The 25,017-nt window shown below is 45.7% G+C and carries 20 protein-coding genes; 18 read left to right on the top strand and 2 right to left on the bottom strand.

Going from position 1 to position 25,017, the window contains the following annotated elements; genetic code table 11:
• Positions 1-3 precede the first annotated feature (3 nt).
• The 9 genes from QMA41_RS05720 (at position 4) to QMA41_RS05680 (ending at position 9,856) form a co-directional block, all read left to right on the top strand.
• The gene (locus QMA41_RS05720; RefSeq protein ID WP_172854237.1) at positions 4-1,452 is read left to right on the top strand and encodes an ATP-binding protein; all 1,449 of its coding nucleotides are present in this window, start codon (positions 4-6) and stop codon (positions 1,450-1,452) included.
• 138 nt (positions 1,453-1,590) lie between these two features.
• The gene (locus QMA41_RS05715) at positions 1,591-2,838 is read left to right on the top strand and encodes an ABC transporter substrate-binding protein (RefSeq protein ID WP_006959371.1); all 1,248 of its coding nucleotides are present in this window, start codon (positions 1,591-1,593) and stop codon (positions 2,836-2,838) included.
• Positions 2,839-2,943: 105 nt separating this feature from the next.
• Positions 2,944-3,867: a sugar ABC transporter permease gene (locus QMA41_RS05710; RefSeq protein ID WP_006959370.1), complete on the top strand. Its 924-nt coding sequence runs from the start codon at positions 2,944-2,946 to the stop codon at positions 3,865-3,867.
• A complete protein-coding gene (locus QMA41_RS05705) occupies positions 3,864-4,721 on the top strand; it encodes a carbohydrate ABC transporter permease (protein WP_006959367.1) in 858 nt (285 codons plus the stop codon). Before QMA41_RS05710 ends, QMA41_RS05705 begins: the two co-directional genes overlap by 4 nt.
• 5 nt (positions 4,722-4,726) lie before the next feature.
• Positions 4,727-5,842, top strand: coding sequence for a sn-glycerol-3-phosphate ABC transporter ATP-binding protein UgpC (gene ugpC / locus QMA41_RS05700; RefSeq protein WP_281629085.1), 1,116 nt, complete (start codon positions 4,727-4,729; stop codon positions 5,840-5,842).
• 493 nt (positions 5,843-6,335) lie between these two features.
• Positions 6,336-7,331 (top strand): TRAP transporter substrate-binding protein, encoded by a 996-nt coding sequence (locus tag QMA41_RS05695; RefSeq protein ID WP_021457148.1) that lies wholly within the window; start codon positions 6,336-6,338, stop codon positions 7,329-7,331.
• Between the two features lie 111 nt (positions 7,332-7,442).
• Positions 7,443-8,114, top strand: coding sequence for a TRAP transporter small permease (locus QMA41_RS05690; protein ID WP_006959361.1), 672 nt, complete (start codon positions 7,443-7,445; stop codon positions 8,112-8,114).
• Between the two features lie 3 nt (positions 8,115-8,117).
• Positions 8,118-9,479, top strand: coding sequence for a TRAP transporter large permease (locus QMA41_RS05685; protein WP_006959359.1), 1,362 nt, complete (start codon positions 8,118-8,120; stop codon positions 9,477-9,479).
• Between the two features lie 143 nt (positions 9,480-9,622).
• Positions 9,623-9,856 carry a DUF2789 domain-containing protein gene (locus tag QMA41_RS05680; protein ID WP_006959358.1) on the top strand — a complete coding sequence of 78 codons (234 nt, stop codon included), beginning with the start codon at positions 9,623-9,625 and terminating at the stop codon, positions 9,854-9,856.
• 44 nt (positions 9,857-9,900) lie between these two features.
• Here QMA41_RS05680 and QMA41_RS05675 read toward each other — a convergent pair whose 3' ends face one another.
• Positions 9,901-11,244, bottom strand: a complete 1,344-nt coding sequence (locus QMA41_RS05675; RefSeq protein WP_099609726.1) for a sigma-54 dependent transcriptional regulator — start codon at positions 11,242-11,244, stop codon at positions 9,901-9,903.
• The gene (locus QMA41_RS05670) at positions 11,244-13,052 is read right to left on the bottom strand and encodes an ATP-binding protein (RefSeq protein ID WP_095665645.1); all 1,809 of its coding nucleotides are present in this window, start codon (positions 13,050-13,052) and stop codon (positions 11,244-11,246) included. The genes QMA41_RS05675 and QMA41_RS05670 overlap by 1 nt, the downstream gene beginning before the upstream one ends.
• Before the next feature lie 508 nt (positions 13,053-13,560).
• On the opposite strand from QMA41_RS05670, the gene tig reads away from it, so the two are divergent.
• The 9 genes from tig to rpsA all read left to right on the top strand — a co-directional run bounded on the left by tig (position 13,561) and on the right by rpsA (position 24,967).
• Complete coding sequence (gene tig, locus QMA41_RS05665) at positions 13,561-14,865, top strand: trigger factor (RefSeq protein WP_006959351.1); 1,305 nt, start codon at positions 13,561-13,563, stop codon at positions 14,863-14,865.
• A gap of 105 nt (positions 14,866-14,970) precedes the next feature.
• The gene (gene clpP, locus QMA41_RS05660) at positions 14,971-15,597 is read left to right on the top strand and encodes an ATP-dependent Clp endopeptidase proteolytic subunit ClpP (RefSeq protein ID WP_006959350.1); all 627 of its coding nucleotides are present in this window, start codon (positions 14,971-14,973) and stop codon (positions 15,595-15,597) included.
• A 73-nt stretch (positions 15,598-15,670) separates the two neighbouring features.
• Positions 15,671-16,954 (top strand): ATP-dependent protease ATP-binding subunit ClpX, encoded by a 1,284-nt coding sequence (gene clpX, locus QMA41_RS05655; RefSeq protein ID WP_006959348.1) that lies wholly within the window; start codon positions 15,671-15,673, stop codon positions 16,952-16,954.
• A 129-nt stretch (positions 16,955-17,083) separates the two neighbouring features.
• Positions 17,084-19,435 (top strand): endopeptidase La, encoded by a 2,352-nt coding sequence (gene lon / locus QMA41_RS05650; RefSeq protein WP_019277882.1) that lies wholly within the window; start codon positions 17,084-17,086, stop codon positions 19,433-19,435.
• Positions 19,436-19,627: 192 nt separating this feature from the next.
• Positions 19,628-19,900: an HU family DNA-binding protein gene (locus QMA41_RS05645; RefSeq protein WP_004414742.1), complete on the top strand. Its 273-nt coding sequence runs from the start codon at positions 19,628-19,630 to the stop codon at positions 19,898-19,900.
• 173 nt (positions 19,901-20,073) lie between these two features.
• Positions 20,074-21,933 carry a peptidylprolyl isomerase gene (gene ppiD / locus QMA41_RS05640; protein ID WP_281629084.1) on the top strand — a complete coding sequence of 620 codons (1,860 nt, stop codon included), beginning with the start codon at positions 20,074-20,076 and terminating at the stop codon, positions 21,931-21,933.
• Between the two features lie 139 nt (positions 21,934-22,072).
• Complete coding sequence (locus QMA41_RS05635; RefSeq protein ID WP_281629083.1) at positions 22,073-22,372, top strand: helix-hairpin-helix domain-containing protein; 300 nt, start codon at positions 22,073-22,075, stop codon at positions 22,370-22,372.
• 140 nt (positions 22,373-22,512) lie between these two features.
• Entirely contained in the window at positions 22,513-23,193 is a 681-nt protein-coding gene (cmk, locus tag QMA41_RS05630; RefSeq protein WP_019277885.1) for a (d)CMP kinase, read from the top strand.
• A gap of 103 nt (positions 23,194-23,296) precedes the next feature.
• Complete coding sequence (rpsA, locus tag QMA41_RS05625; RefSeq protein ID WP_006959338.1) at positions 23,297-24,967, top strand: 30S ribosomal protein S1; 1,671 nt, start codon at positions 23,297-23,299, stop codon at positions 24,965-24,967.
• The last annotated feature ends 50 nt before the right edge of the window (positions 24,968-25,017 follow it).

Here is a 25,017-nt window from a genome sequence, read left to right as displayed (position 1 = left end):
TAGATGAACACTCTATTACGTAGGCTAAAACCCAACTCCTTGGTTACCCGTACTCTAGGCTTGGCGTTATTAGCGGTGATATTAGCGCAGGGTATTGCGACGGCTATCTGGTATACCGAATCGAAGCAAAAAGAGCTGGCGGGTATTCAATCGGCCTCAGAAAGTATGGCGAACATGTTTGCTTCAACCGTGACCTTCTTCCAATCCCTACCGACTCGCTATCGTCATATTGTGCTGGATCAGATTCGTAATATGGGTGGCACGCGTTTCTTTGTGTCATTCAACAAAGAGAAGCTGATTGTTGAGCCCATTCCAGATACACAATTAAAAAGAGCCTCTCTTTCTGCGGTGGAATCTGTGCTCAACGACAAGCTACCTAAAGTGTCTTCGATATCTGTCGACTTTTCTCATGCGCACAATCTTCGTCTACTAAAGAATGACATCTACCTTAGTGATTTACCCAAATCATGGGCGCATCATACTTTAACATTATCGCCCATTGATCCTCCCGTTCTGGTGGTACAGATCGAGCTCAAGAGCAATGAATGGGTCTACATCGCCGCGTTACTTCCCGCACCTTATGTCACATTGGATGACACCTTAATTGGCCGAGAGCAGATCCTATTTATCTTCTTCTCGACGACCTTGTTGCTTGGTCTGACTTATCTATTAATGCGCCGACAAGTCAAACCGTTAAAGCGTTTAGCAAAAGCGGCCAATGAAATGAGTATGGATATTGATCAGCCGCCATTAGGTGAAGAAGGGGCGAGTGAGCTGGTCACTGCGACGCGAGCATTTAATCGCATGCAGCAGCGTATCAGACGCTATGTGGCTGATAGGGAGCATCTGTTTTCGTCCATATCCCATGATCTCAAAACGCCGATCACTCGATTACGTTTAAGAGCTGAGCTGCTCGATGACGACAAAAAACGTCATAAATTCAATCAGGACTTAGATGAGCTTGAGATGATGGTCAAAGGGGCACTTCAATGTGTGAAAGACACCGATTTACACGAGAACAACGCCTTTATTGATCTCAATGCCATGATTCGGTCAGTAATCGAGCCGATGAACTTTAAGCGTGATTGTGTCACTTTTACTCCAATTGAAATGGAACCTATGGTGGCTAAGCCCTTAGCCATTAAGCGAGTGTTGACCAATTTAATCGATAATGCGGTTAAATATGGAGAGAGTGCCACTGTGTCGATTGAAGTGACGGATGAATGGATTTCCGTCTCGATTGACGATGTTGGACCGGGCATACCAAGTGATAAGCTCGAAGCCGTTTTTGAGCCGTATTTTCGCTTAGCTTCTGATGACCAAGGCCACGGTTTAGGCTTAGGTATCTGCCGTAACATTCTGCATGGGCATGGTGGAGATCTCATTATTAGCAATCGTCCGCAAGGCGGTTTAAGAGCGCAACTCTTTATTCCACCGACACTTGAAGTTTAATGTAACATTGTTGTTACATTCCTATTACGGTTTGTTTCAATCTAATCTGTGCAAATCTATACACTCATTTTCGAACACGTGAAACAGGGGCTTTTTCGCTGTCAGCCCTGTGTCTAATCCAATACATGGAAGATAATAATGAAAATGAATAAAACCCTACTTACCTTATCCCTTCTATCAGCGGCTTCTATGACTCAAGCGGGTGAAGTTGAAGTGCTTCACTGGTGGACTTCGGGTGGCGAAGCTAAATCCATTTCTGTTCTGAAAGACATGTTGGAAGAGCAAGGCCACAGCTGGAAAGATTTTGCGGTTGCTGGTGGCGGTGGTGAAAGTGCGATGACGGTACTGAAAACTCGCGCGGTGTCAGGCAACCCACCTTCAGCGGCGCAGATCAAAGGTCACGACATTCAAGAGTGGGGTGGTCTGGGCTTTCTGACTAACCTTGATGACGTTGCAGAAAAAGGTAACTGGGATGGCGTTGTACCAAAAATGGTGACCGACGTTATGAAGTGGGACGGTGATTTTGTGGCTGTGCCAGTCAACGTTCACCGTGTGAACTGGCTTTGGGCAAACCCGGCGGTATTTGAAAAAGCGGGCGCCAAAGTCCCAACGACCTTGGATGAGTTTTTTGTCGCAGGTGACAAAATTAAAGCAGCAGGTCTAATCCCGCTGGCTCACGGCGGTCAGCCATGGCAGGACGCAACCGTGTTTGAAGCGGTTGCGCTTGATGTTCTAGGCAGCGAAGACTACGTCAAAGCCTTTGTTGAGCTAGATATGGATGTTCTGTCTGGCGATAAGATGGTCGAAGTGTTTGCCAAATTCCAGAAAATGCATGATTACATCGACTCAAACTCGCCGGGCCGTGACTGGAACGTTGCGACTTCTATGGTGATCAATGGTGAAGCAGCGATGCAAATCATGGGTGACTGGGCGAAAGGCGAATTCTCAGCAGCCGGCAAAGTGGCAGGTAAAGATTATGTCTGTGTGCCAGCTCCGGGTACCGCAGGTCAGTTTACTCATAACGTCGACAGCTTTGCTTTCTTTGAGCTAGGCGAATCAGGCAACCAACAAGCGCAAAAAGCGTTGGCAGCCACCATTCTTGACCCTAAATTCCAAGAAGTGTTCAACCTGAATAAAGGTTCTATTCCAGTGCGTCTGGATATGGATATGTCGAAGTTTGATAAGTGTGCACTGGATTCAATGGACGAGTTTAAAGCGACGGCGAAATCCGGTGATCTCGTACCAAGTATGGCGCACGGCATGTCAACAACCAGCTACGCACAAGGCGCGATCTTTGACGTTGTGACTAACTTCTTTAACGACAAAGATGCCAATCCGCAAGACGCCGCGCAGAAACTGGCGAAAGCAGTAAAAGCGGCGATCTAACGGCGCTTTATTCTGTCACCCCCAAGGGCAGGCAGGCTTGTGGGGAGCCTGCTTGTCCTTTCCTTCTAAGACTTACTTTCAGGGAAAGTGTCACAAGGATTCGTTATGGAGCATGTTTTGACTGGGTCAAAAAGTCAGTCTGTCTATAAGCCAAGCTTTGCTGACAGGCTACAAACCTGGCTACCGAAGATCGTATTAGCACCGACCATGTTGGTTACTGTGGTGTGTATTTACGGCTACATCTTCTGGACTGCCGCACTATCTATGACCAACTCTCGATTTCTACCTAGCTTTAATTTTGTCGGTTTTACCCAGTACGAAAAGCTAATGGACAACGACCGTTGGATCACTTCGATTTCAAACTTAGGCATTTTTGGCCTGCTATTTATGCTGGTCGCAATCGGCTTAGGTGTCGGTCTAGCAATATTGCTCGATCAAAATATTCGTCAGGAAGGGGCGATTCGTACTATTTATCTCTATCCGATGGCGTTGTCGTTCATTGTTACGGGTACGGCTTGGAAATGGATTCTAAACCCAGGTCTGGGCATCGAGAAACTGATGCACGACTGGGGATTTACAGACTTCAAATTCGACTGGTTGGTAGACTCTGATATGGCGGTTTACACGTTAGTCATCGCTGCAGTATGGCAATCTTCCGGTTTTGTAATGGCGATGTTCCTCGCGGGTCTTCGTGGTATCGATTCATCCATCATCAAAGCTGCTCAAATTGATGGTGCTAATCTGCCGACGATTTATGTGAAAATTATTCTACCTTGCCTAAGGCCTGTGTTCTTCAGCGCGGTAATCATTACTTCGCATATTGCGATTAAGAGTTTTGATTTAGTGACCGCAATGACGGCTGGGGGGCCAGGTTATTCCTCAGACCTACCAGCATTGTTTATGTATGCCCATTCATTTACGCGTGGTCAGATTGGCCTTGGTGCTGCCAGTGCCATGATGATGCTAGCCGGAATTCTTGCCATTCTGGTGCCGTATTTGTATTCCGAACTTAGGGAGAAAAAATCATGACCAATAACATGAATTTTGCTCGCCTATTCATTTACTCAGCGCTGGTTTTCTTCTGTCTGGTTTACTTGATGCCACTGTTTGTCATGGTCATCACGTCATTCAAAACCTTACCAGATATCAAAGCGGGGAATTTGATGAGCTTACCCAAAGAGTGGGTGTTTGATGCTTGGTATAAAGCTTGGGACGGAGCTTGCACCGGAGTTAAATGTGAAGGTGTGAAAGGTTATTTCTGGAACTCTTTCCAGATGGTAATACCTGCTGTTGCGATCTCAACCTTACTTGGCGCTTTTAATGGCTACGTTGTGACTAAGTGGCAGTTCCGTGGTTCGAATCTCTTCTTTAGCTTGCTGCTGTTTGGCTGCTTTATCCCATTTCAGGTCATCTTGCTGCCTATGGCGGCGGTACTAGGAAAGTTGGGCTTAGCGAATACCACGGCGGGCTTGGTGACCGTTCACGTTATCTACGGTATGGCCTTTACGACGTTGTTCTTCCGCAACTTCTACATCAGCATTCCTGATGAGTTGATCAAAGCAGCGAAGCTGGATGGGGCGGGGTTCTTTACCATCTTCTTCAAAATCCTGCTGCCACTTTCAACGCCAATTATTATGGTGACTGTGATTTGGCAGTTCACATCAATCTGGAACGACTTCTTGTTTGGTGTGGTGTATTCAGGGTCGGACACACAGCCGATTACGGTAGCACTTAACAACTTGGTGAATACCAGCACAGGTGTGAAGGAATACAACGTGGATATGGCCGCGGCCATCATCGCCGCTCTACCGACGTTGCTGGTTTACGTGCTGGCAGGAAAATATTTTGTTCGTGGCCTGACCGCCGGATCAGTAAAAGGATAATCATAATGGCAACTTTAGAACTCAAACAGATCCGTAAAACCTACCCAAAAGCGGAACAGGAAACCCTCAAGGGAATCGATATCAGCATTGACTCGGGGGAGTTTCTGATTTTGGTTGGCCCATCGGGCTGTGGTAAATCAACCCTGATGAATACCATTGCTGGCCTAGAAGGTATCAGTTCAGGTGAAATCGTGATCGATGGCCGTGATGTCTCAGTCGTGGAGCCAAAAGATCGTGATATTGCGATGGTTTTCCAGTCGTACGCTTTGTACCCGAACATGACGGTGCGTGGCAACATCGCGTTTGGCCTTAAGATCCGTAAAATGCCCGAGGCTGAGATTAATGCTGAAGTGCAGCGTGTGGCAGAGATGCTACAAATCGACCATCTGCTTGACCGTAAGCCATCTCAGCTATCAGGTGGTCAGCGTCAGCGTGTTGCGATGGGACGAGCCTTAGCTCGTCGACCTAAGTTATATCTGTTTGATGAACCATTATCGAATTTGGACGCAAAACTCCGTGTCGAAATGCGTCATCAGATCAAACGCCTTCATCAACAACTCAATACCACCATTGTTTATGTTACTCATGATCAGATTGAAGCCATGACTTTGGCTGATCGCATTGCCGTGATGAAAGATGGTGAATTGCAGCAACTGGGCACACCTCAGGAAATCTACAATACGCCCAACAATATGTTTGTTGCTGGTTTTATGGGCTCTCCATCAATGAACTTCATTAAGACCATGGTTGATCTTGATGATGAGCAGCAGCCAGTGATTAAAGTTAAAGGTAGTAACGATCAGGAGCACCATATCCGTTTACCTAACTCAATGCGTGAGGAAGATGGTAAGGAAGTGGTGATTGGTTTACGCCCAGAGCACATTACTGAGAAAGAAAATGAGGAATCGAGCGCTACCACGCAACTTGATCTGCAACTTGAGGTTCTGGAACCCACTGGGCCAGATACTATCGCGATGATTAAGGTCAACGATCAGGAGGTGGCATGTCGACTGTCTCCGGAGTTTGATGCTCGTGTTGGCCAGGTTGCTCCCCTGCATTTTGATCTGTCAAAAGCGGTATTCTTTGATGCGAAAACAGAACAAAGGATAGAGTTCCAGTAATAAGATTGAACACACTCCCAACCAAGTACGGGGGAGAATCGGACTGGCTTGCTGTCCGAGTTGGGAGTGTGTTCGCCCTTAATTCGGCTAGATAAAAACTTATTTTTAATAAAAATGTCAATAACGACTATGCTTATAGCATCAACATGAATATGAAATTCGTGTTTGTCTTGAGAGGGGGAGCCAGTCAGTCTCCTTGCTGACTCTCAAATCTCATGTAATAAAAATGGCAGCATGGCGCTGCCATTTGTTTATCTAACGTTTGGGTAATGTTAAATATGTGTAAAATGACACATTCAAGAAGTTTCGATGTGTCATTTCCCACCCATTTTTATCTAACAAATCTGTTTATAATTATTTTTTCGCATTGGCATGAATTTAATTCATTGAAATATAAAGATTAAATTTATTTTCATAAGTTGGCTTAGTTATTGCCCTTATAAATATATCAACACCCAGTGATGGGGTTGTTCTATTAACAAGGAGAAAAACAATGCTAAAGCCTTTGACCCTACTATCTGCTTCGATTCTTGCTGTAACCAGTTTTAACGCGGCCGCTAACTGTGACCCAGGTGAGACAGTGATCAAGTTCAGCCACGTAACGAATACAGATAAACACCCTAAAGGTATTGCGGCTTCACTGCTGGAAAAACGTGTTAACGAAGAGATGAACGGAAAAGTGTGTATGCAGGTTTTCCCGAACTCGACACTTTACGATGACAACAAAGTACTGGAAGCGCTTCTAAACGGTGACGTGCAACTTGCTGCCCCTTCTCTTTCTAAGTTTGAAAAGTTCACGAAGAAATACCGTATTTTCGATCTGCCATTCCTATTCGAAGACGTTGACGCCGTTGACCGTTTCCAAAACTCAGAGTCTGGTGAGAAGCTGAAAAATGCAATGAAGCGTCGTGGTCTGCAAGGCCTAGCTTTCTGGCATAACGGCATGAAGCAAATGTCGGCAAACAAGCCACTACTGTCACCTGAAGATGCTAAAGGTCTTAAATTCCGTGTTCAGGCTTCTGATGTATTGGTAGCGCAGTTTGAGCAACTAGGTGCGAACCCACAGAAGATGTCGTTTAAAGAAGTGTATGGCGGTCTACAAACTAAGGTTATTGACGGCCAAGAAAACACTTGGTCAAACATTTACGGTAAGAAGTTCTTTGAAGTTCAGGACGGTATTACAGAAACCAACCACGGTATCCTAGATTACCTTGTGGTTACCTCGAACGACTTCTGGAAAAAACTCCCAGCAGATCAGCGTGAACAACTGAATACCATTATTCAGGAAGTCACTGCACAGCGTAATGCAGAGTCAGCTAAGGTGAACCTAGCGAATAAGAACAACATCATTGAAGCGGGTGGTGAAGTTCGTACATTGACGCCAGAGCAGCGTCAGCAATGGGTTACTGCGTTGCAACCTGTTTGGAAGAAGTTTGAAAAAGACATCGGCTCTGACCTTATCGAAGCTGCATTGGCTTCAAACCAGTAACACGATAATAAAAACATCCCTGACTATTGGCCCTCCGAATCGGGAGGAGGGCCTTTTTTACCCTGCAATACCTGTTAGGCGCGACCAACGGGTGATCAAAGCGATGTAACTATGGAACAGTCAATTTTTGCCAGAATAGGAAAGGTGACAGATGCTATCGAGGAAACGCTGATTGCGTTTTTCTTGGGAGCAATGACACTGCTAACCTTTGCTAATGTAATTTTTCGATATGTCTTTAACGACAACATTCTTTGGGCTCTTGAGCTCACCGTTTTCCTTTTTGCCTGGATGGTTCTAGTCGGTGCGTCTTATGGCGTAAAAAAACACTTTCACATTGGTGTCGATGTCATCATCAACATGGCACCAGACCAACTGCGTAAAGTCTACGCGTTACTTGCAGCGGCTTGCTGTTTAGCATTCTCAATTCTTCTTCTGGTTGGTTCTTGGAACTATTGGTATCCGTTTGTCACTGAACGTGCTTGGTATGAAACCGACGATATTCCAATGCCTGAAATATTGCAGTTCCTAGCTGACTGGCTGAATGAAGGTGAGCGCTACGAAAAGCTTCCACGCTTTATTCCTTACATGGCGCTGCCAATTGGCATGGCGCTGATGACATTCCGTTTTATTCAAATCACCGTACAAATCGCAACAGGTAAATTAGACCGCTTGATTGCAGGTCATGAAGCGGAAGAAGAACTTGAGGCACTGAAAGAAGAGCTCAAAGACGCTGGTGAAGCGATGGAGCCTAAAAAAGCCGACGATAAGAGCAAGGAGAGCTAAGCCATGGATATTTTGTTTTTATTCGTAATGGTGGTTGGCTTTATGCTGATTGGTGTGCCAATCGCTGTATCGCTTGGTCTATCGAGCATCCTGTTTTTGATGATGCACTCTGACGCTTCTTTAGCCTCAGTAGCCCAAACCCTGTTCAACGCGTTCGCAGGCCACTACACCTTACTCGCTATTCCATTCTTTATTTTGGCATCAAGCTTTATGTCGACAGGTGGTGTCGCTAAGCGAATTATTCGTTTTGCTATTGCAATGGTCGGTTGGTTCCGTGGCGGATTGGCGATGGCTTCTGTCGTCGCGTGTATGATGTTCGCCGCGTTATCAGGTTCGTCTCCGGCCACGGTTGTTGCCATCGGTAGTATCGTTATCGCAGGTATGATCAAAAACGGTTACTCCAAAGACTTTGCCGCTGGGGTGATTTGTAACGCGGGTACGTTAGGTATCTTGATTCCACCGTCAATCGTTATGGTTGTATATGCCGCTGCGACGGACGTGTCGGTTGGTCGTATGTTCCTCGGCGGTGTGATTCCAGGTCTTCTGGCGGGCGTGATGCTGATGATCGCTATCTATATTGCAGCGCGTGTTAAAAATCTGCCAAAACAGCCATTTGTTGGCTGGGGTGAAATGTTTGATGCAGCAAAAGACGCAAGCTGGGGTTTGCTGCTGGTTGTGATCATTTTAGGCGGTATATACGGTGGTATTTTCACGCCGACTGAAGCCGCAGCGGTTGCAGCGGTCTATTCCTTCTTTATTGCGAATTTCGTCTACAAAGACATGGGGCCTTTCGCAGAGAAAGAAAATGGCAAACCAGCCATCGTCAAGATCTTCCAAGCATTTGTCCATAAAGACACTAAGCATACGCTGTATGAAGCGGGCAAACTGACCATTATGTTGCTATTTATCATTGCTAATGCCTTGATTCTTAAGCACGTACTAACAGAAGAGCGCATCCCGCAGATGATCACCGAGTCGATGCTGTCTGCTGGTCTTGGGCCGATCACCTTCCTAATCGTGGTTAATGTCTTGCTTCTGATTGGTGGTCAGTTTATGGAGCCGTCGGGTCTGCTGATCATTGTTGCTCCGTTGGTGTTCCCAATTGCGATTGCACTGGGCATTGACCCTATTCACCTTGGTATCATGATGGTAGTGAACATGGAAATCGGGATGATCACTCCGCCTGTCGGGCTCAACCTGTTTGTGACGGCCGGGGTCGCTAAAATGTCGATGATGCAAGTGGTCAAGGCGGCGCTCCCTTGGGTGGCGGTGATGTTCTTGTTCCTCATTATCGTTACTTACGTACCATGGGTATCGACTTGGCTGCCAACGACACTAATGGGGCCTGAAATCATAACCAAGTAAACTTCCCCCTGAATTCTAATGAAAAAGCCTCACTGTTGATGTGAGGCTTTTTTTTGCTCGGAGCGATTCGGTCTATAGTTAAAGAGGAATAGTTACTGTAATTGTGGCTTAGTTGTTTGTTCTGAGAATCGAGTGAGGACATTATGGAAATGCACCAACACTCAATGCGTGATTTGTTTCAGCAACTTGGATTAGCGAGCTCTGACGACAGCATTCGGGAATTTGTTAATCACCACAGTGGGCTGGTGGTCGGCACTGCATTGCATGAAGCCTTTTTCTGGTCGCCTTCACAGGCCGCGTTTCTAAAAGAAGCGATAGAAGAAGATGCCGATTGGGCAGAACTGGTCGATCAGCTTGATGTGATGTTGAGAACCTAAATTAAAAAAGCCAGCATCTGATGCTGGCTTTGTTATTACTATGATTAATCGGCTTTGTAGTTGGCCTTGTCTAGCCCGTAACGCTGCATTTTGTCGTAGAGCGTTTTTCTCGCCAGACTGAGCTTGTCCATGGTTTGTTTGATACTGCCTCCAGACTCGAGCAAGGCTTGCTCTATTGCACTTCTTTCGAACTCAGCCACTTGTGTCGCCAGTGAGAGTGGTTGATTACTTTGCTCGATACTTTCCCCAAATTGAGTCAACTTACCCAGCAAGACGAAACGTTCGGCTGCGTTTCTTAGCTCGCGGACATTACCGGGCCAATCATGGCTTAAAAGCTGACTCAGTGCGCTGTTTGGAAGCGCTGGGGCGCTTTTTCCATAGCGTGAAGCGGCAACCAACAGGAAGTGGTGGAACAGAGCCGCGATGTCTTCTTTGCGTTCTCTCAGTGCAGGCAAATCCAGCGTGACGATGTTAAGGCGGTAGTAGAGATCTTGACGAAATTCCCCTGCCTCTGCTGCTTTCTTCAGATCCACTTTTGTAGCGGCAATGACTCTTATATCCAGTGGTAACAGCTCATTCGAACCCACTCTTTCAATTACGCGTTCCTGAAGGACGCGTAACAGTCGTATTTGTGCCTGCATCGGCATGGATTCAATCTCATCAAGGAATAAGGTTCCGCCCTGAGCATGCTCAAACTTACCGATACGTTTAGTTTCTGCACCAGTAAATGCTCCTTTTTCGTGGCCATAGAGTTCACTCTCGATGAGGTTCTCAGGCACTGCGCCACAGTTGATGGCGACAAAGTTCGCGTCGCGTCTTGAACTTTGTTCGTGAATCGAACGAGCGACGAGCTCTTTGCCCGTCCCTGTTTCACCAAATAAGAGAATATCGGCGTCGGTATCGGCAATATGTGAAATGGTCTCTCTCAGCATCTGTATTGACGGTGTGTCGCCTATGATCCTAGGGCCGAGCGTCTGACTCGCTTTGAGACTGCGTTTGAGTTCCTGATTCTCCAGAGTGAGGTCACGCTTTTCCAATCCTCGTCGTGTGGTATCGATCAGCCGGTCGATGGGGAAGGGTTTCTCGATAAAGTCATAAGCCCCATTTCTGAGAGCATTGACTGCCATGGAGATATCTCCATGGCCCGTAATGAGAATGACGGGAACATCTTTGTCCTGATGCAGTACCGTTGAAAGCAGGTTTTCACCGGAAAGACCAGGCAAGCAGATATCGGAAATGACCACTTTTGGCAAACCGTCCTGCTTAATGGCAAGAAGTGCATCTTCGGCACTGGAAAAAAATAGTGCGGATATTTCTTCTAACTCGAAGCTCTGCTCTATGGCTAAGCGAATATCGCTTTCGTCATCGATAAAAAAGACGTCGTACATCAAGATTCCTTTGCGTTGTCTCTTACAGTCGAAACATGAAATGGTAGCTGTATGGCAAACCTTGCTCCGCCATATGGTGAGGTTTCCACGGTTAACTGGCCATCCATTGCTTTAATGATCTGTTGGGAAATCGATAGGCCTAGACCCAAGCCATTTTTCTTCGTAGTAAAGAATGGCTCAAATAGGTGCTTAGCTTGATCTTTTTTAATCCCAGGGCCGTTGTCATCGATGTAGATCATGATCGATGCCTCTGTTTGTTCAGTGCGGAGTTCGACAATGCGTTCGTCCTGTTCTTCCACAGCTTGCGCAGCGTTGGTGATTAGATTAATCAAAACCTGTTCCAGCTGAATCGCGTTTACCTCGGCGGAGCCTGTGGTGTGATTAAAGTGCGTGGCTAATTCTACCCGATAAGATTTTATCTGAGGTGCAACCAGTTCTTTCGCTGAGAGCAAAATAGGTTCGATATCGAGAACGCTTTTGTCGCTGGTGTCTGATTTGCGTGTAAAGGATTTTAATTGATTGCTGATTTTGGCCATCCGGTCAGTCAATGCTGAGATTCGACTGAGATTATCGTCGACACGATCAAGTTTGTTCTTATCCAAAAAGCGGCGGCCATTGTCTGCAAAGCTTCGAATCGCGGCTAGTGGATTATTTAACTCATGACTGATACTGGCAGACATTTGGCCAAGAACTGCCAGTTTAGCGGCTTGGATTAACTCGTCTTGTGTTTGACGCAGCATTTGTTCAGTGCGGGAGCGCTCCAACACTTCGGCCTGTAATTCAGACGTTCGTTCAAGAACCAGAAATTCCAGCTTTTGCTTTGCTTCAGACTGCAATTGTTCAAACTGACGCTTTTTTAGGTGCCTTTGGTAGGTCAGTTGCAGTGTTAAAAATGCAATCACAAACAGCAGAGTCAGTATCAGAGCGAAACTTAACGTAGACCAAAAAACCGTTATCTTTTCAGTCAATACACGAATGGTAAGATCGAGCAAGGAAAGCGTGCGACTGGAGACAATGTAGTCGCCTTGTATCCAGCCGAGCAAATGGTTTTCGAGCTCAGACTGGGCCTTATCGAGTTGCCCAACCAGCCCGAGAGATTTTATGTCTTTATCTAGGTATTGACGGCTGTTGGAAATTTGATTCCGCTCTGCTTCTGTCAGAGTGAGCAGGCTTTTAAATAACCATTGTGGGTTGCTCGACATGAAAATCACGTCGTAGCTGTCGGTCGCAACAAACGTATTTTGCTTCCCCTTCCAGTTCTCTTCGATTGCAGACAGATCCATCTTAACTACGATGACGCCGGCTATTTCACCTGCGTACACGACAGGGAACGAATAGTAATAACCTCTTTGCCCAGAAGTTGAACCAAGTGCGAAATACTGGCTGGAGTTGCCTTTCACTGCTTCTGAAAAATAGGGGCGCCACGAAAAGTTTTTGCCAATAAACGAGCGCTCCAAATTCCAGTTACTGGCCGCAATGGTGTTGCCGACCCGATCAATCAGATAAGTATCGGACGCTTGGATGATGTTGTTTACGTTCTCAAGATAGCGGTTCGTGATGTCAAGTTGAGCCGGGTTGTCAGGCTGCATTAAGGCAGAAATTAGCTCAGTATCTTTAGCAAGTAGCTGGGGGAGGTGGGCGTACTTATCCAGTCTTGAGGCAATATGGCTAGCAAAGCGATCAAGTTGTGCCTGATGTTCGTCGAGTAGGGATTGATAGTGGTAATTCCATACCCATTGAGAGCCAACAATTAGGCAGAACAGGTAAAGAATGAGCAGGTAGGCATTTGCCCGACGAAAAGGTGACATTACATTCCCTGTAACTGAGGTACTACTGATAACTTAGGGTAATGTTTTTTGTTACAGGTGTGTTCAGTTGTGTAACGAAAATGAGGAACAAAACCGGACTTGGATCTAGTTTTCTCGTTTAATTCAGAAAAAAGATTAGTTTCTCTTGAAAAACCGATTAATGTCCCCATTTCTGGAACGGTTAGCTGCTTGATTGATGTTTTTTATAGCAGTTAACTGAGTTTTTAGGGTAAAGCCTGACCTATGTTAGTGATCGGCTCGACAGTGACCGACGAGGTCGGTAGAATGCTGCGTCTGAATTTTTATCCTGAGGCTAATCGGAGATACCTTTCACCCACTTGGTTGGAAAGATATCGCTAATTAGTCCGGTAACTGACTCGTTTGGTTATCGATACTCGATTTACGAAGAGTGCTCTTAGAGCGCAAACAAGGATGGGTCCTGAGCTTTTCAAGTTTTTAGGGCACATACGCTCAGCTCAGTCTGAGCCAGTTTTGAGGTTAATGAATAATGCAAGTTACTGTTGAAACGCTAGAGGGCCTAGAGCGCCGTCTAAACATTACTGTTCCTGCTGCTAACATCGAAGATGCTGTAACAGCTGAACTACGCAACATCGCTAAAAACCGTCGTTTCGATGGTTTCCGTAAAGGCAAAGTGCCTCTGAAAATGGTTGCGAAGATGTACGGCAAAGCAGTACGTCAAGACGTAATGGGTGAAGTAATGCAACGCCACTTCATCGAAGCGATCGTTAAAGAAAAAATCAACCCAGCAGGCGCACCAACTTTCGCTCCAGTAGAGAGCAAAGAAGGTGAAGACCTAGTATTCAACGCTACTTTTGAAGTTTACCCAGAAGTTGAGTTGAAAGGTCTAGAGAACATCACTGTTGAAAAGCCAACAACTGAAGTTCAAGACGCTGACGTTGAAGAGATGATCGAAACTCTACGTAAGCAACAAGCTACTTGGGCAGAAGTTGATTCAGCTGCTGAAGAAGGTACTCGTGCAACTATCGATTTCGTTGGTTCAATCGACGGTGAAGAGTTCGAAGGTGGTAAAGCTGAGAACTTCCCACTAGAAATGGGCGCAGGTCGCATGATCCCTGGTTTCGAAGACGGTATCACTGGTAAAACAGCGGGTATGGAATTCGACATCGACGTAACATTCCCAGAAGATTACCACGCTGAAAACCTAAAAGGTAAAGCAGCTAAGTTCGCGATCAAAGTGAACAAGGTTGAAGCTCGTGAGCTTCCTGAAATCAACGATGAGTTCGTTTCTAAGTTCGGTGTAGCTGAAGGTGGCGTTGACGCTCTTAAAGCTGAAGTTCGTAAGAACATGGAGCGTGAGCTTAAGCAAGCAGTTAAAAACCGCATCAAAGAGCAAGCGATTGACGGTCTAGTTAACGAAAATGAAATCGACGTACCGGCTGCACTTATCGATCAAGAGATCGGTACACTACGTCAGCAAGCTGCACAGCGTTTTGGTGGCAACCCAGAAGCAGCTGAGCAACTTCCACGTGAACTGTTCGAAGAGCAAGCTAAGCGTCGCGTAGTTGTTGGTCTTCTTCTAGGTGAAGTAATCAAGTCTGAAGAGCTAAAAGCTGACGATGAGAAAGTGAAAGCGCTTATCGAAGAAATGGCTACAGCATACGAAGATCCATCAGAAGTAATTGCTTACTACGAGCAAAACACTCAGATGATGGACAACATGCGTAACGTTGCGCTTGAAGAGCAAGCTATCGATGCAATCATCGCTAAAGCACAGGTTTCTGAGAAAGAAGTTAGCTTCAACGAGCTAATGAACCAACAGCAGCCAGCTTAATAAGCAATATCTTGCGTAGAAGGTTGACGGAACGTTAACTATTCTGCTAACAATGGTCCGTATGATATTTATCATCCGGGCCATTTATTTTAGGGACATAAGAATATGAGCTACCAAGAAAAAAATGCAATGTCACCAATTTTAGACGCGCTGGTACCAATGGTGGTTGAACAGACTTCCCGCGGTGAACGTTCTTACGATATTTACTCTCGTTTATTAAAAGAGCGCGTGATTTTCTTAACTGGTCAAGTGGAAGACCACATGGCAAATCTTGTCGTGGCGCAGCTGCTTTTCTTAGAATCTGAAAATCCTGATAAAGATATTTTCCTCTACATCAACTCGCCGGGCGGCAGCGTAACTGCAGGTATGTCGATCTACGACACTATGCAGTTCATCAAGCCAAACGTCAGCACGGTATGTATGGGTCAAGCGTGCTCAATGGGTGCTTTCCTTCTTGCTGGTGGTGCGCCAGGCAAGCGTTATGTACTACCAAATTCTCGCGTGATGATTCACCAGCCTCTGGGCGGTTTCCAGGGCCAGGCGTCTGACATCCAAATCCACGCTCAGGAAATCCTGACCATCAAACAGAAACTGAACAAGTTACTTGCTGAACACACAGGTCAACCTCTTGAGGTGATTGAGCGTGACACTGACCGTGATAACTTTATGGCCGCTGATCAAGCTGTTGAATACGGTTTGGTCGATGCAGTGCTAACTCATCGCGGTGAGTAATAATTGCCAGAGCATTTTGGCTATAATTGATATACACTCAGATCATAAAGAGTAAAGGCTAAGAGGTTAGCGAATGACAGACAAAAGCAAAGAGAGCGGTAGTAGTAAGCTTCTTTACTGCTCTTTCTGCGGCAAAAGCCAGCACGAAGTTCGCAAGCTAATCGCTGGTCCATCCGTTTACATTTGTGACGAATGTGTCGATTTGTGTAACGACATTATTCGTGAAGAAATCAAAGATGTTCTGCCGAAGAAACAATCGGAAGCACTGCCAGTGCCAAGAGAGATTCGTGAACACCTTGATGATTACGTGATTGGCCAAGATTACGCTAAGAAAGTGCTAGCAGTAGCCGTTTATAACCACTATAAGCGTTTACGTAATGGAGACACGACAAGTGAAGGTGTTGAGCTCGGTAAGAGTAACATCCTTCTTATTGGTCCTACGGGTAGTGGTAAAACACTACTGGCTGAGACATTAGCGCGTTTCCTAGATGTACCATTTACAATGGCGGATGCCACTACGCTAACCGAAGCCGGTTACGTAGGTGAAGATGTTGAAAACATCATTCAGAAGCTACTGCAGAAATGTGACTATGACGTAGCAAAAGCCGAACGCGGCATCGTGTACATTGATGAAATCGATAAGATTTCACGTAAGGCTGAAAACCCATCAATCACTCGTGACGTGTCCGGTGAAGGTGTTCAGCAGGCGTTGCTAAAACTGATTGAAGGTACGGTGGCTTCAGTTCCACCTCAAGGTGGGCGTAAGCATCCTCAACAAGAATTCCTTCAAGTTGACACATCTAAGATCCTATTTATCTGTGGTGGTGCATTTGCGGGCCTAGATAAAGTGATTGAGCAGCGTGTTGCGACGGGTACAGGTATTGGTTTTGGAGCTGAAGTCCGCTCTAAAGACGAAACGAAGACAGTAGGTGAGCTCTTCACTCAGGTTGAACCAGAAGATTTGGTTAAATATGGCCTGATCCCAGAGTTCATCGGTCGTCTACCTGTGACAACAACGCTAACAGAGCTGGATGAAGAAGCACTGATTCAGATCTTGTGTGAGCCTAAGAACGCGTTGACCAAACAGTACGCAGCGTTGTTCGAGCTAGAAGACTCTGAGCTTGAATTCCGCGAAGACGCTCTACGTGCTATTGCGAAGAAAGCGATGGAACGTAAAACAGGTGCTCGTGGATTACGTTCAATCTTGGAAGGCGTCCTGTTGGAAACCATGTATGAGCTTCCATCCATGAATGACGTTAGCAAAGTCGTCATTGATGAATCAGTGATTAATGGTGAGTCTGACCCACTGCTGATTTACAGCAACTCGGATAATCAGGCCGCGGGCGCAGAATCTTAATCAGATTCACATAAATTAATGAATAATTTAAGGAGGTAATCATTTACCTCCTTTTTTTTATTCTTTCATTGAATCCAACCAATTAGCCCCCATATACTGCTCATAAGACTAAGCGGAAGAGAGAAGAATATGAACTTGGAACGTTCCGAACGTATCGAGATCCCCGTACTACCTCTAAGAGATGTAGTCGTTTACCCGCACATGGTAATTCCTTTGTTTGTTGGACGTGAAAAGTCGATTGCTTGCCTTGAAGCGGCAATGGATAACAACAAGCAAATACTGCTAGTTGCGCAGAAAAAAGCCGAAACCGATGAGCCAGCAAAAGACGATTTGTTTGATGTTGGTACCGTGGCAACCATTCTTCAATTGCTAAAGCTGCCGGATGGGACAGTAAAAGTGTTGGTTGAAGGCCAGCAACGAGCAAAAATTCATAAATTTGAAGAAGACGAATTCTTTACTGCTGACGCAGAATATCTGACGACAGAGCAGCTCGATGAACGCGAAGAAGAAGTGATTGTTCGCAGTGCGATTAATCAGTTTGAAGGCTTCATCAAGCTAAACAAGAAAATTCCACCTGAAGTTCTAACATCACTCAACGGTATCGACGAAGCGGCTCGCCTTGCTGATACGATTGCTGCTCACATGCCACTAAAACTGGCAGATAAGCAAATCGTGCTGGAAACGTTGGACGTGACCGACCGTCTTGAGTTCCTGATGGGGCAGATGGAATCGGAGATTGACCTGCTTCAAGTTGAAAAACGTATTCGTACACGCGTTAAAAAGCAGATGGAAAAATCTCAGCGTGAGTACTATCTGAATGAGCAGATGAAAGCCATCCAGAAAGAACTGGGTGAGACTGAAGATGGTGTTGATGAGTTCGAAACGCTGAAGCAGAAAATCGTCGACTCTAAGATGCCGCAAGAAGCGCGCGAAAAGACCGAGCAAGAGCTACAGAAGCTGAAGATGATGTCGCCAATGTCTGCGGAAGCAACGGTTGTTCGTGGCTACATTGATTGGATGCTGGGTGTACCGTGGCACAAACGCTCAAAAGTTAAGAAGAATCTGGCAAAAGCCGAAGAAGTGTTGAATGAAGATCACTACGGTCTGGAGCGCGTTAAAGAACGTATCCTAGAGTACTTAGCGGTACAGAATCGCATTAACAAGTTGAAAGGGCCTATCTTGTGTCTAGTAGGGCCTCCAGGTGTTGGTAAAACATCCTTGGGTCGCTCAATTGCGGCGGCTACTGGCCGTAAATACACTCGCATGGCGCTGGGTGGTGTACGTGATGAAGCTGAAATCCGCGGTCACCGCCGTACTTACATTGGTTCCATGCCAGGTAAGCTGATTCAGAAAATGTCCAAAGTCGGTGTTAAAAACCCGCTGTTTCTTTTGGATGAGATCGACAAAATGTCTTCTGACATGCGCGGCGATCCTTCATCAGCTCTATTAGAGGTACTCGATCCAGAGCAAAACAACGCATTTAACGATCACTACCTAGAGGTGGATTACGACCTATCTGACGTGATGTTCGTTGCGACGTCTAACTCAATGAACATTCCAGGTCCTCTGTTAGACCGTATGGAAGTAATTCGTCTATCTGGTTACACCGAAGACGAGAAACTCAACATTGCGAAACGTCACTTAGTTGAAAAACAGATCAAACGTAACGGTTTGAAACTGGGTGAAATTGAGATTGAAGATTCTGCAATCATTGGCATTATTCGATATTACACACGTGAAGCGGGTGTACGTAGCCTAGAGCGTGAAATCTCGAAGATCTGCCGTAAAGCGGTGAAAAATATCCTGCTCGATAGCAACCTTAAAACGGTCACTGTGAACATGGATAACCTGAAAGAGTACTTAGGTGTTCAGCGTCACGATTACGGTAAAGCGGACGACAGCAATCGCATTGGTCAAGTTACGGGTCTGGCATGGACTGAAGTCGGTGGCGATCTTCTCACGATTGAAACAGAAGCGATGCCGGGCAAAGGTAAGCTGACTCAAACCGGCTCTCTTGGCGACGTGATGCAAGAATCGATTCAAGCGGCGATGACAGTAGTTCGTTCTCGTGCTGTGAAATTGGGCATCAACTCTGACTTTTATGAGAAACGTGATATTCATGTCCACGTTCCTGAAGGTGCAACACCGAAAGATGGCCCAAGTGCGGGTATCGCAATGTGTACAGCGCTTGTTTCTAGCCTGACAGGTAACCCGGTAAAAGCTGAAGTGGCAATGACAGGTGAAATTACCCTTCGTGGTGAAGTTTTACCTATCGGTGGTTTGAAAGAAAAACTACTGGCGGCACACCGTGGAGGCATCAAAACGGTACTGATTCCTAAAGATAATGAGCGTGATTTGGAAGAGATTCCAGACAACGTTATCGCTGATCTTAAGGTGATTCCGGTGCAATGGATTGATGATGTTCTTAAAGTTGCGCTAGAAAAAGACCCGTCAGGTGTCGAAATTGCTGCTGTAAAATAGTGATGTGCAGCAAAAATAAGTAAAAGATTACGCTGATAAGCATAAAAAGGCTTGTCAGCGTTTTTTTTGGACGCTAACGTTACCCACATAGCTTCAGGCCTTGTTGTATAAGGGGTTGGAGTTACTTTAAAATTGAAATGGAACGAAAGCTGCCTTTAAAAATAATAACAGGTGGCGCAAAGGGGAATCACAGTGAATAAAACACAATTAGTAGAAAAAATTGCAGAAAACGCTGACCTTTCAAAAGCTTCAGCAGGCCGCGCTCTAGACGCATTCATTGAAGCTGTGGGCGACACTCTTCAGTCTGGCGACCAAGTTGCTCTAGTTGGTTTCGGTACATTCAGCGTACGTACTCGTGCCGCTCGTACAGGTCGTAACCCAAAGACTGGTGAAGAAATTCAAATCGCAGAAGCAAAAGTTCCTGCGTTCAAAGCTGGTAAAGCTCTAAAAGACTCCTGCAACTAGTCTGAAAATTGCCGATAGCGGCAGTTTTTATCGAACCTTTTTAAATTATGCGCATCATACTGATGCGCATTTCTTTTTCTGGTATTATCGCGCTATCTGATTTTAATTATAACGTACGTCGTGTTAGCAACGATTAGAGCTAGTGCGGTCTACACGCGGAGAGTGTTTTAAATATGATGGATCGATTACGCGAAGGCGTTAATAGCATCGCGGTTAAAATTATCCTTGGATTAATCATCCTATCTTTTGTCTTTGCCGGTGTTGGCAGCTACATCGTTGGCGGTAGCAATAACTCAGCAGCAAAGGTTGGTAACGTCGAGATTGGTCGTGGTGAGTTTGAACAAGCTTATCAGAACGAACGTAATCGCATGCAAGCTCAGCTTGGTGATTATTTCTCAACTCTGCTAGCAGACCCAAACTACGTTGAGTCTTTCCGCAAGTCAGTGCTTGACCGAATGATTAACGATTTGCTGCTAGAGCAACACGCTGAGTCTTTAGGTCTACGTGTCAGTGACTCTCAAGTTCGTAGCATGATTGTCGATATGCCACAGTTCCAAGTAGATGGAAAGTTTGACCAAGAGATTTACCAAGCGTCTCTTCGTCGTGCAGGCTTCTCGCCAGATAGCTTTGCCGAATATCTGCGCAGAGACTTGGTTCGCAATCAACTCCTGACTGCAATTCAAGCGAGCGACTTTTCTCTTGAGGGAGAAGTGGAAGCTCAAAGCAAGCTTTTGACTCAAACGCGTGAAATCAAGAAAGTAACGCTTTCATTGTCAGACTTTGCATCTAAAGCTGAATTGTCAGAACAGGAAATTAACGACTACTACACTCAAAACCCAGAGCGTTATACTCGTCCTGAACAGGTTAAAGTGGCGTATGTTGAGCTTTCTGCTCAGCAGTTGAAAGATACTATTGACGTCTCTGATGAGCAGGTAAAACAATATTACCAAGAGCATCTTGATAAGTACTCGTCGGAAGAGCAGCGTCGTGTTAGTCACATCCTGATTGAAGGTGATGATGAAGCGAAAGCCCAAGCGATTTTGGATGAACTCAATGCTGGTGCAGATTTTGCGACGCTAGCAGAAGAGAAATCTGATGACTTTGGAAGTGCTTCAGAAGGCGGCTCTCTAGGTTGGATCGAGCGTGATGTTATGGACCCAGCATTTGAAGAGGCCGCGTTTGCTCTGAAGAAGGCTGGTGACGTGACAGGTTTGGTGAAATCTGATTTTGGCTATCACATCATTAAACTGGACGAGTTGAAAGATTCGGTAGCTAAGCCATATGAAGAAGTGGCTTCAGAAATCAAGCAAGAGCTAAAAGATCAGCAAGCGATCGACCAGTTCTATGAGCTACAAAGTCAGCTAGAAACGGTCGCATTTGAGTACCCTGATTCTCTGGATGATGCTGCTGACGCAATCAAAGCTGAAATTCACACGACAGACTTCATTTCTCAAGCTGATGCGCCAGAGTTGTTAAAAGCACCTGCTGTAATGCAGGCCATTTTAAGCCCTGAAGTAAAAGAAGACGGGTTGAACTCAGAAGTGATTGAAGTGGCACCTGAACACGTGATTGTTGTTCGTGTAGAAGATGCGCGTGACGAAACAGTGCTTCCACTAGACGAAGTTCGTGAGCAAGTGACAACGGCGCTGGCGAAAGTTAAAGGGGAGCAAAGCGCAATTGAGCTTGCCGACAATTTGGTTGCAGAGCTGAAGAAGGGTAACAAAGACCTAATGACTGAAAATGGTCTTGCGTTCAGTGACTCGGAAAACATTGATCGTAGCTCTCCGTTGGCTGATGTTGTCTTCTCGATGAAGAAGCCAAGCAGTGGTCAAGTGGAGTTCGCTCAAGCTAAAGATTTCAACGGTGACATCGTTGTGGTTGAGCTGACCGATGTGAAATCTGATGTTAATGCGCAGTACAACGAACAGATTGGTAATCAGTTAACCCAGATGAACGCACAACAAGATCTTTCTGGCTTAATCAATATTCTTCGTAAAACTATCGATATCGAATATTACGTTGTGACTCAGTAATCCTAGTTGATGTAATTGATAGGCTACTCATAACGGGCTGCATTTGCAGCCCGTTTTATTATGCGCTGTTTTCTCTACTCCTATTGTTAGGTTCCTCTACGGTATCTATTCCACCAAGTGACATAGAGGAATATGGGAAATGCTACGCATACTTTGGACGAGTCTTGTAATGGTGCTCGCGGTATATAGCCCAACTACTGTATCGGCTGAAAAAACCACCAACTCAGAATACGCTGGAATAGAGATTACAGTGAATGTTAATACGGCTGAAGCGGCTGAATTAGCGGCGCTACTAACTGGTGTTGGTGCGAAAAAAGCTGAGGCTATTGTTCAATATAGGGACGAAAACGGTCCCTTTTTGAAGGTGACTGATTTGGCTTTGGTTAAAGGTATTGGCCCCGCTTTAATAGACAAAAACCTCAGTCGTATAAAGTTGTAAATTGATAGAGCGCTAAGCGCTCTATTTTTTGGCTTTTTACTGTCAATACTCTCTGGTGCGAAGAGGCGAATCCCACTATAATTCACGCCGAATATTGGTCAGCTCAATGGCTATTATTTTCAACTAATGTGGAGTAAAACATGTCGTCTCATACGCCGGTTGTAACCGTTGATGGACCAAGTGGTGCAGGTAAAGGCACTCTCTGTATGCTTCTGGCGAAGAAGCTTGGCTTTCACTTACTGGATTCCGGTGCGATTTATCGAGTATTGGCTTTAGCTGCGATTCATCATGGCGTTGACCTAGAATCTGAAGATGCGCTTGTCCCCTTGGCCACTCATCTAGACGTACAGTTCATCGCAGAAGGTGACTTAGTGAAAGTCATCTTGGAAGGCGAAGATGTTTCAGGTGAGTTACGCAAAGAAGAAACCGGAATGGCCGCTTCAAAAGTAGCTGCGTTTCCTCGCGTTCGTGAAGCTTTACTGCGTCGTCAGCGTGCTTTTGCTGAAGGCTCCGGCCTTGTAGCTGATGGCCGTGATATGGGAACTGTTGTGTTCACTGAAGCTGAAGCCAAAATCTTCCTTGATGCTAGTGCTGAAGAGCGTGCGAACCGCCGCCTTAAACAGTTGCAAGGCAAAGGGTTAGATGTTAAATTTGACGACCTTTTGAGCGAGATCCAAGAGCGTGACGATCGAGATCGTAACCGCCCGGTGGCGCCATTACGCCCCGCTGAGGATGCGCTGTTGCTAGATTCTACTTCGATGAGTATCGACGAAGTGGTAGAAAAGGCACTACAATATATCGAATCTAAGCTAGTCGTTTAGGCGGCTAGGTCAGAGCGTTGGTCGCATGGATGATGACTGGCGAATTTAATAACCCCACGCGGTAGGATACCCGTGGACGTTTAATTTATTGAAGATTAAATAAATGACTGAATCTTTTGCTCAACTCTTTGAAGAGTTTCTAAACGAGACTGAATTCCAACAAGGTACTATCGTTAAAGGTACTGTAGTAGCTATCGAGAACGGTTTCGTTCTTGTTGACGCTGGTCTTAAGTCTGAGTCTGCAATCCCTGCTGAACAGTTCAAGAACGCTGCTGGCGAACTTGAAGTTGAAGTTGGTTCTGAAGTAGACGTAGCGCTAGACGCTGTTGAAGACGGTTTCGGTGAGACTCAACTTTCTCGTGAGAAAGCGAAGCGTCACGAAGCTTGGATCGTTCTTGAGAAAGCTTACGAAGAAGCTGAAACTGTTGTTGGTATCATCAACGGTAAAGTTAAAGGCGGTTTCACTGTTGAACTAAACGGTATCCGTGCTTTCCTTCCAGGTTCTCTAGTAGACGTACGTCCAATCCGCGACACTGCTCACCTAGAAAACAAAGAGCTAGAGTTCAAAGTTATCAAACTTGACCAGAAGCGTAACAACGTAGTTGTTTCTCGCCGTGCGGTAATCGAGTCTGAGAACAGCGTTGAGCGTGATGAGCTTCTTGAGTCTCTACAAGAAGGCGCAGAAGTTAAAGGTATCGTTAAGAACCTAACAGACTACGGTGCATTCGTAGATCTAGGTGGTGTTGACGGTCTTCTACACATCACAGACATGGCTTGGAAGCGCGTTAAGCACCCTTCTGAGATCGTGAACGTTGGTGACGAGATCCAAGTTAAAGTTCTTAAGTTCGACCGTGAGCGTACTCGCGTATCACTAGGTCTTAAGCAGCTAGGCGAAGATCCATGGGTAGCAATCGCTAAGCGTTACCCAGAAGGTCACAAACTATCTGGTCGCGTTACTAACCTAACTGACTACGGCTGTTTCGTTGAAATCGAAGAAGGCGTTGAAGGTCTAGTACACGTTTCTGAAATGGATTGGACTAACAAGAACATCCACCCATCTAAAGTTGTTAATGTTGGCGACGAAGTTGAGGTTATGGTTCTTGAAATCGACGAAGAACGTCGTCGTATCTCTCTAGGTCTGAAACAGTGTAAAGCTAACCCATGGCAGTCTTTCGCTGAAGCGCAAGCTAAAGGCGACAAAGTTACTGGTAAGATCAAGTCTATCACTGACTTCGGTATCTTCATCGGTCTAGAAGGCGGCATCGACGGTCTTGTTCACCTATCTGACATCTCTTGGAATGTTGCAGGTGAAGAAGCAGTACGTGAGTACAAGAAAGGCGACGAAATCTCTGCAGTTGTTCTAGCAGTAGACGCAGAGCGTGAGCGTATCTCTCTAGGCGTTAAGCAAATGGAAAATGACCCATTCAATGCTTACGTTTCTGAGAAGAAGAAAGGTGTACTAGTTAACGGTACTGTTACTGCAGTAGACGCTAAAGGTGCAACTATCGAGCTTGAAGAAGGCGTAGAAGGTTACATCCGCGCTTCTGAAGTTTCTCGCGACCGCGTAGAAGATGCTTCTCTAATCCTAAGCGTTGGCGATAGCGTTGAAGCGAAGTTCACTGGTGTAGACCGTAAGAACCGCGTAATCAATCTATCTGTTAAAGCTAAAGATGAAGCAGAAGAGCAAGAAGCAATGGCTTCTCTGAACAAAGCAGATGACGCTTCGTTCGGTAACGCAATGGCTGACGCTTTCAAAGCAGCTAAAGGCGAATAATATCTCGCTTTATTGAAAAAGGAGCCGAAAGGCTCCTTTTTTATGGATTG

The organism is Vibrio sp. St2, assembly GCF_947311885.1.
Lineage (GTDB): Bacteria > Pseudomonadota > Gammaproteobacteria > Enterobacterales > Vibrionaceae > Vibrio > Vibrio coralliilyticus.
This window is presented reverse-complemented; position numbering and strand designations above follow the sequence as displayed.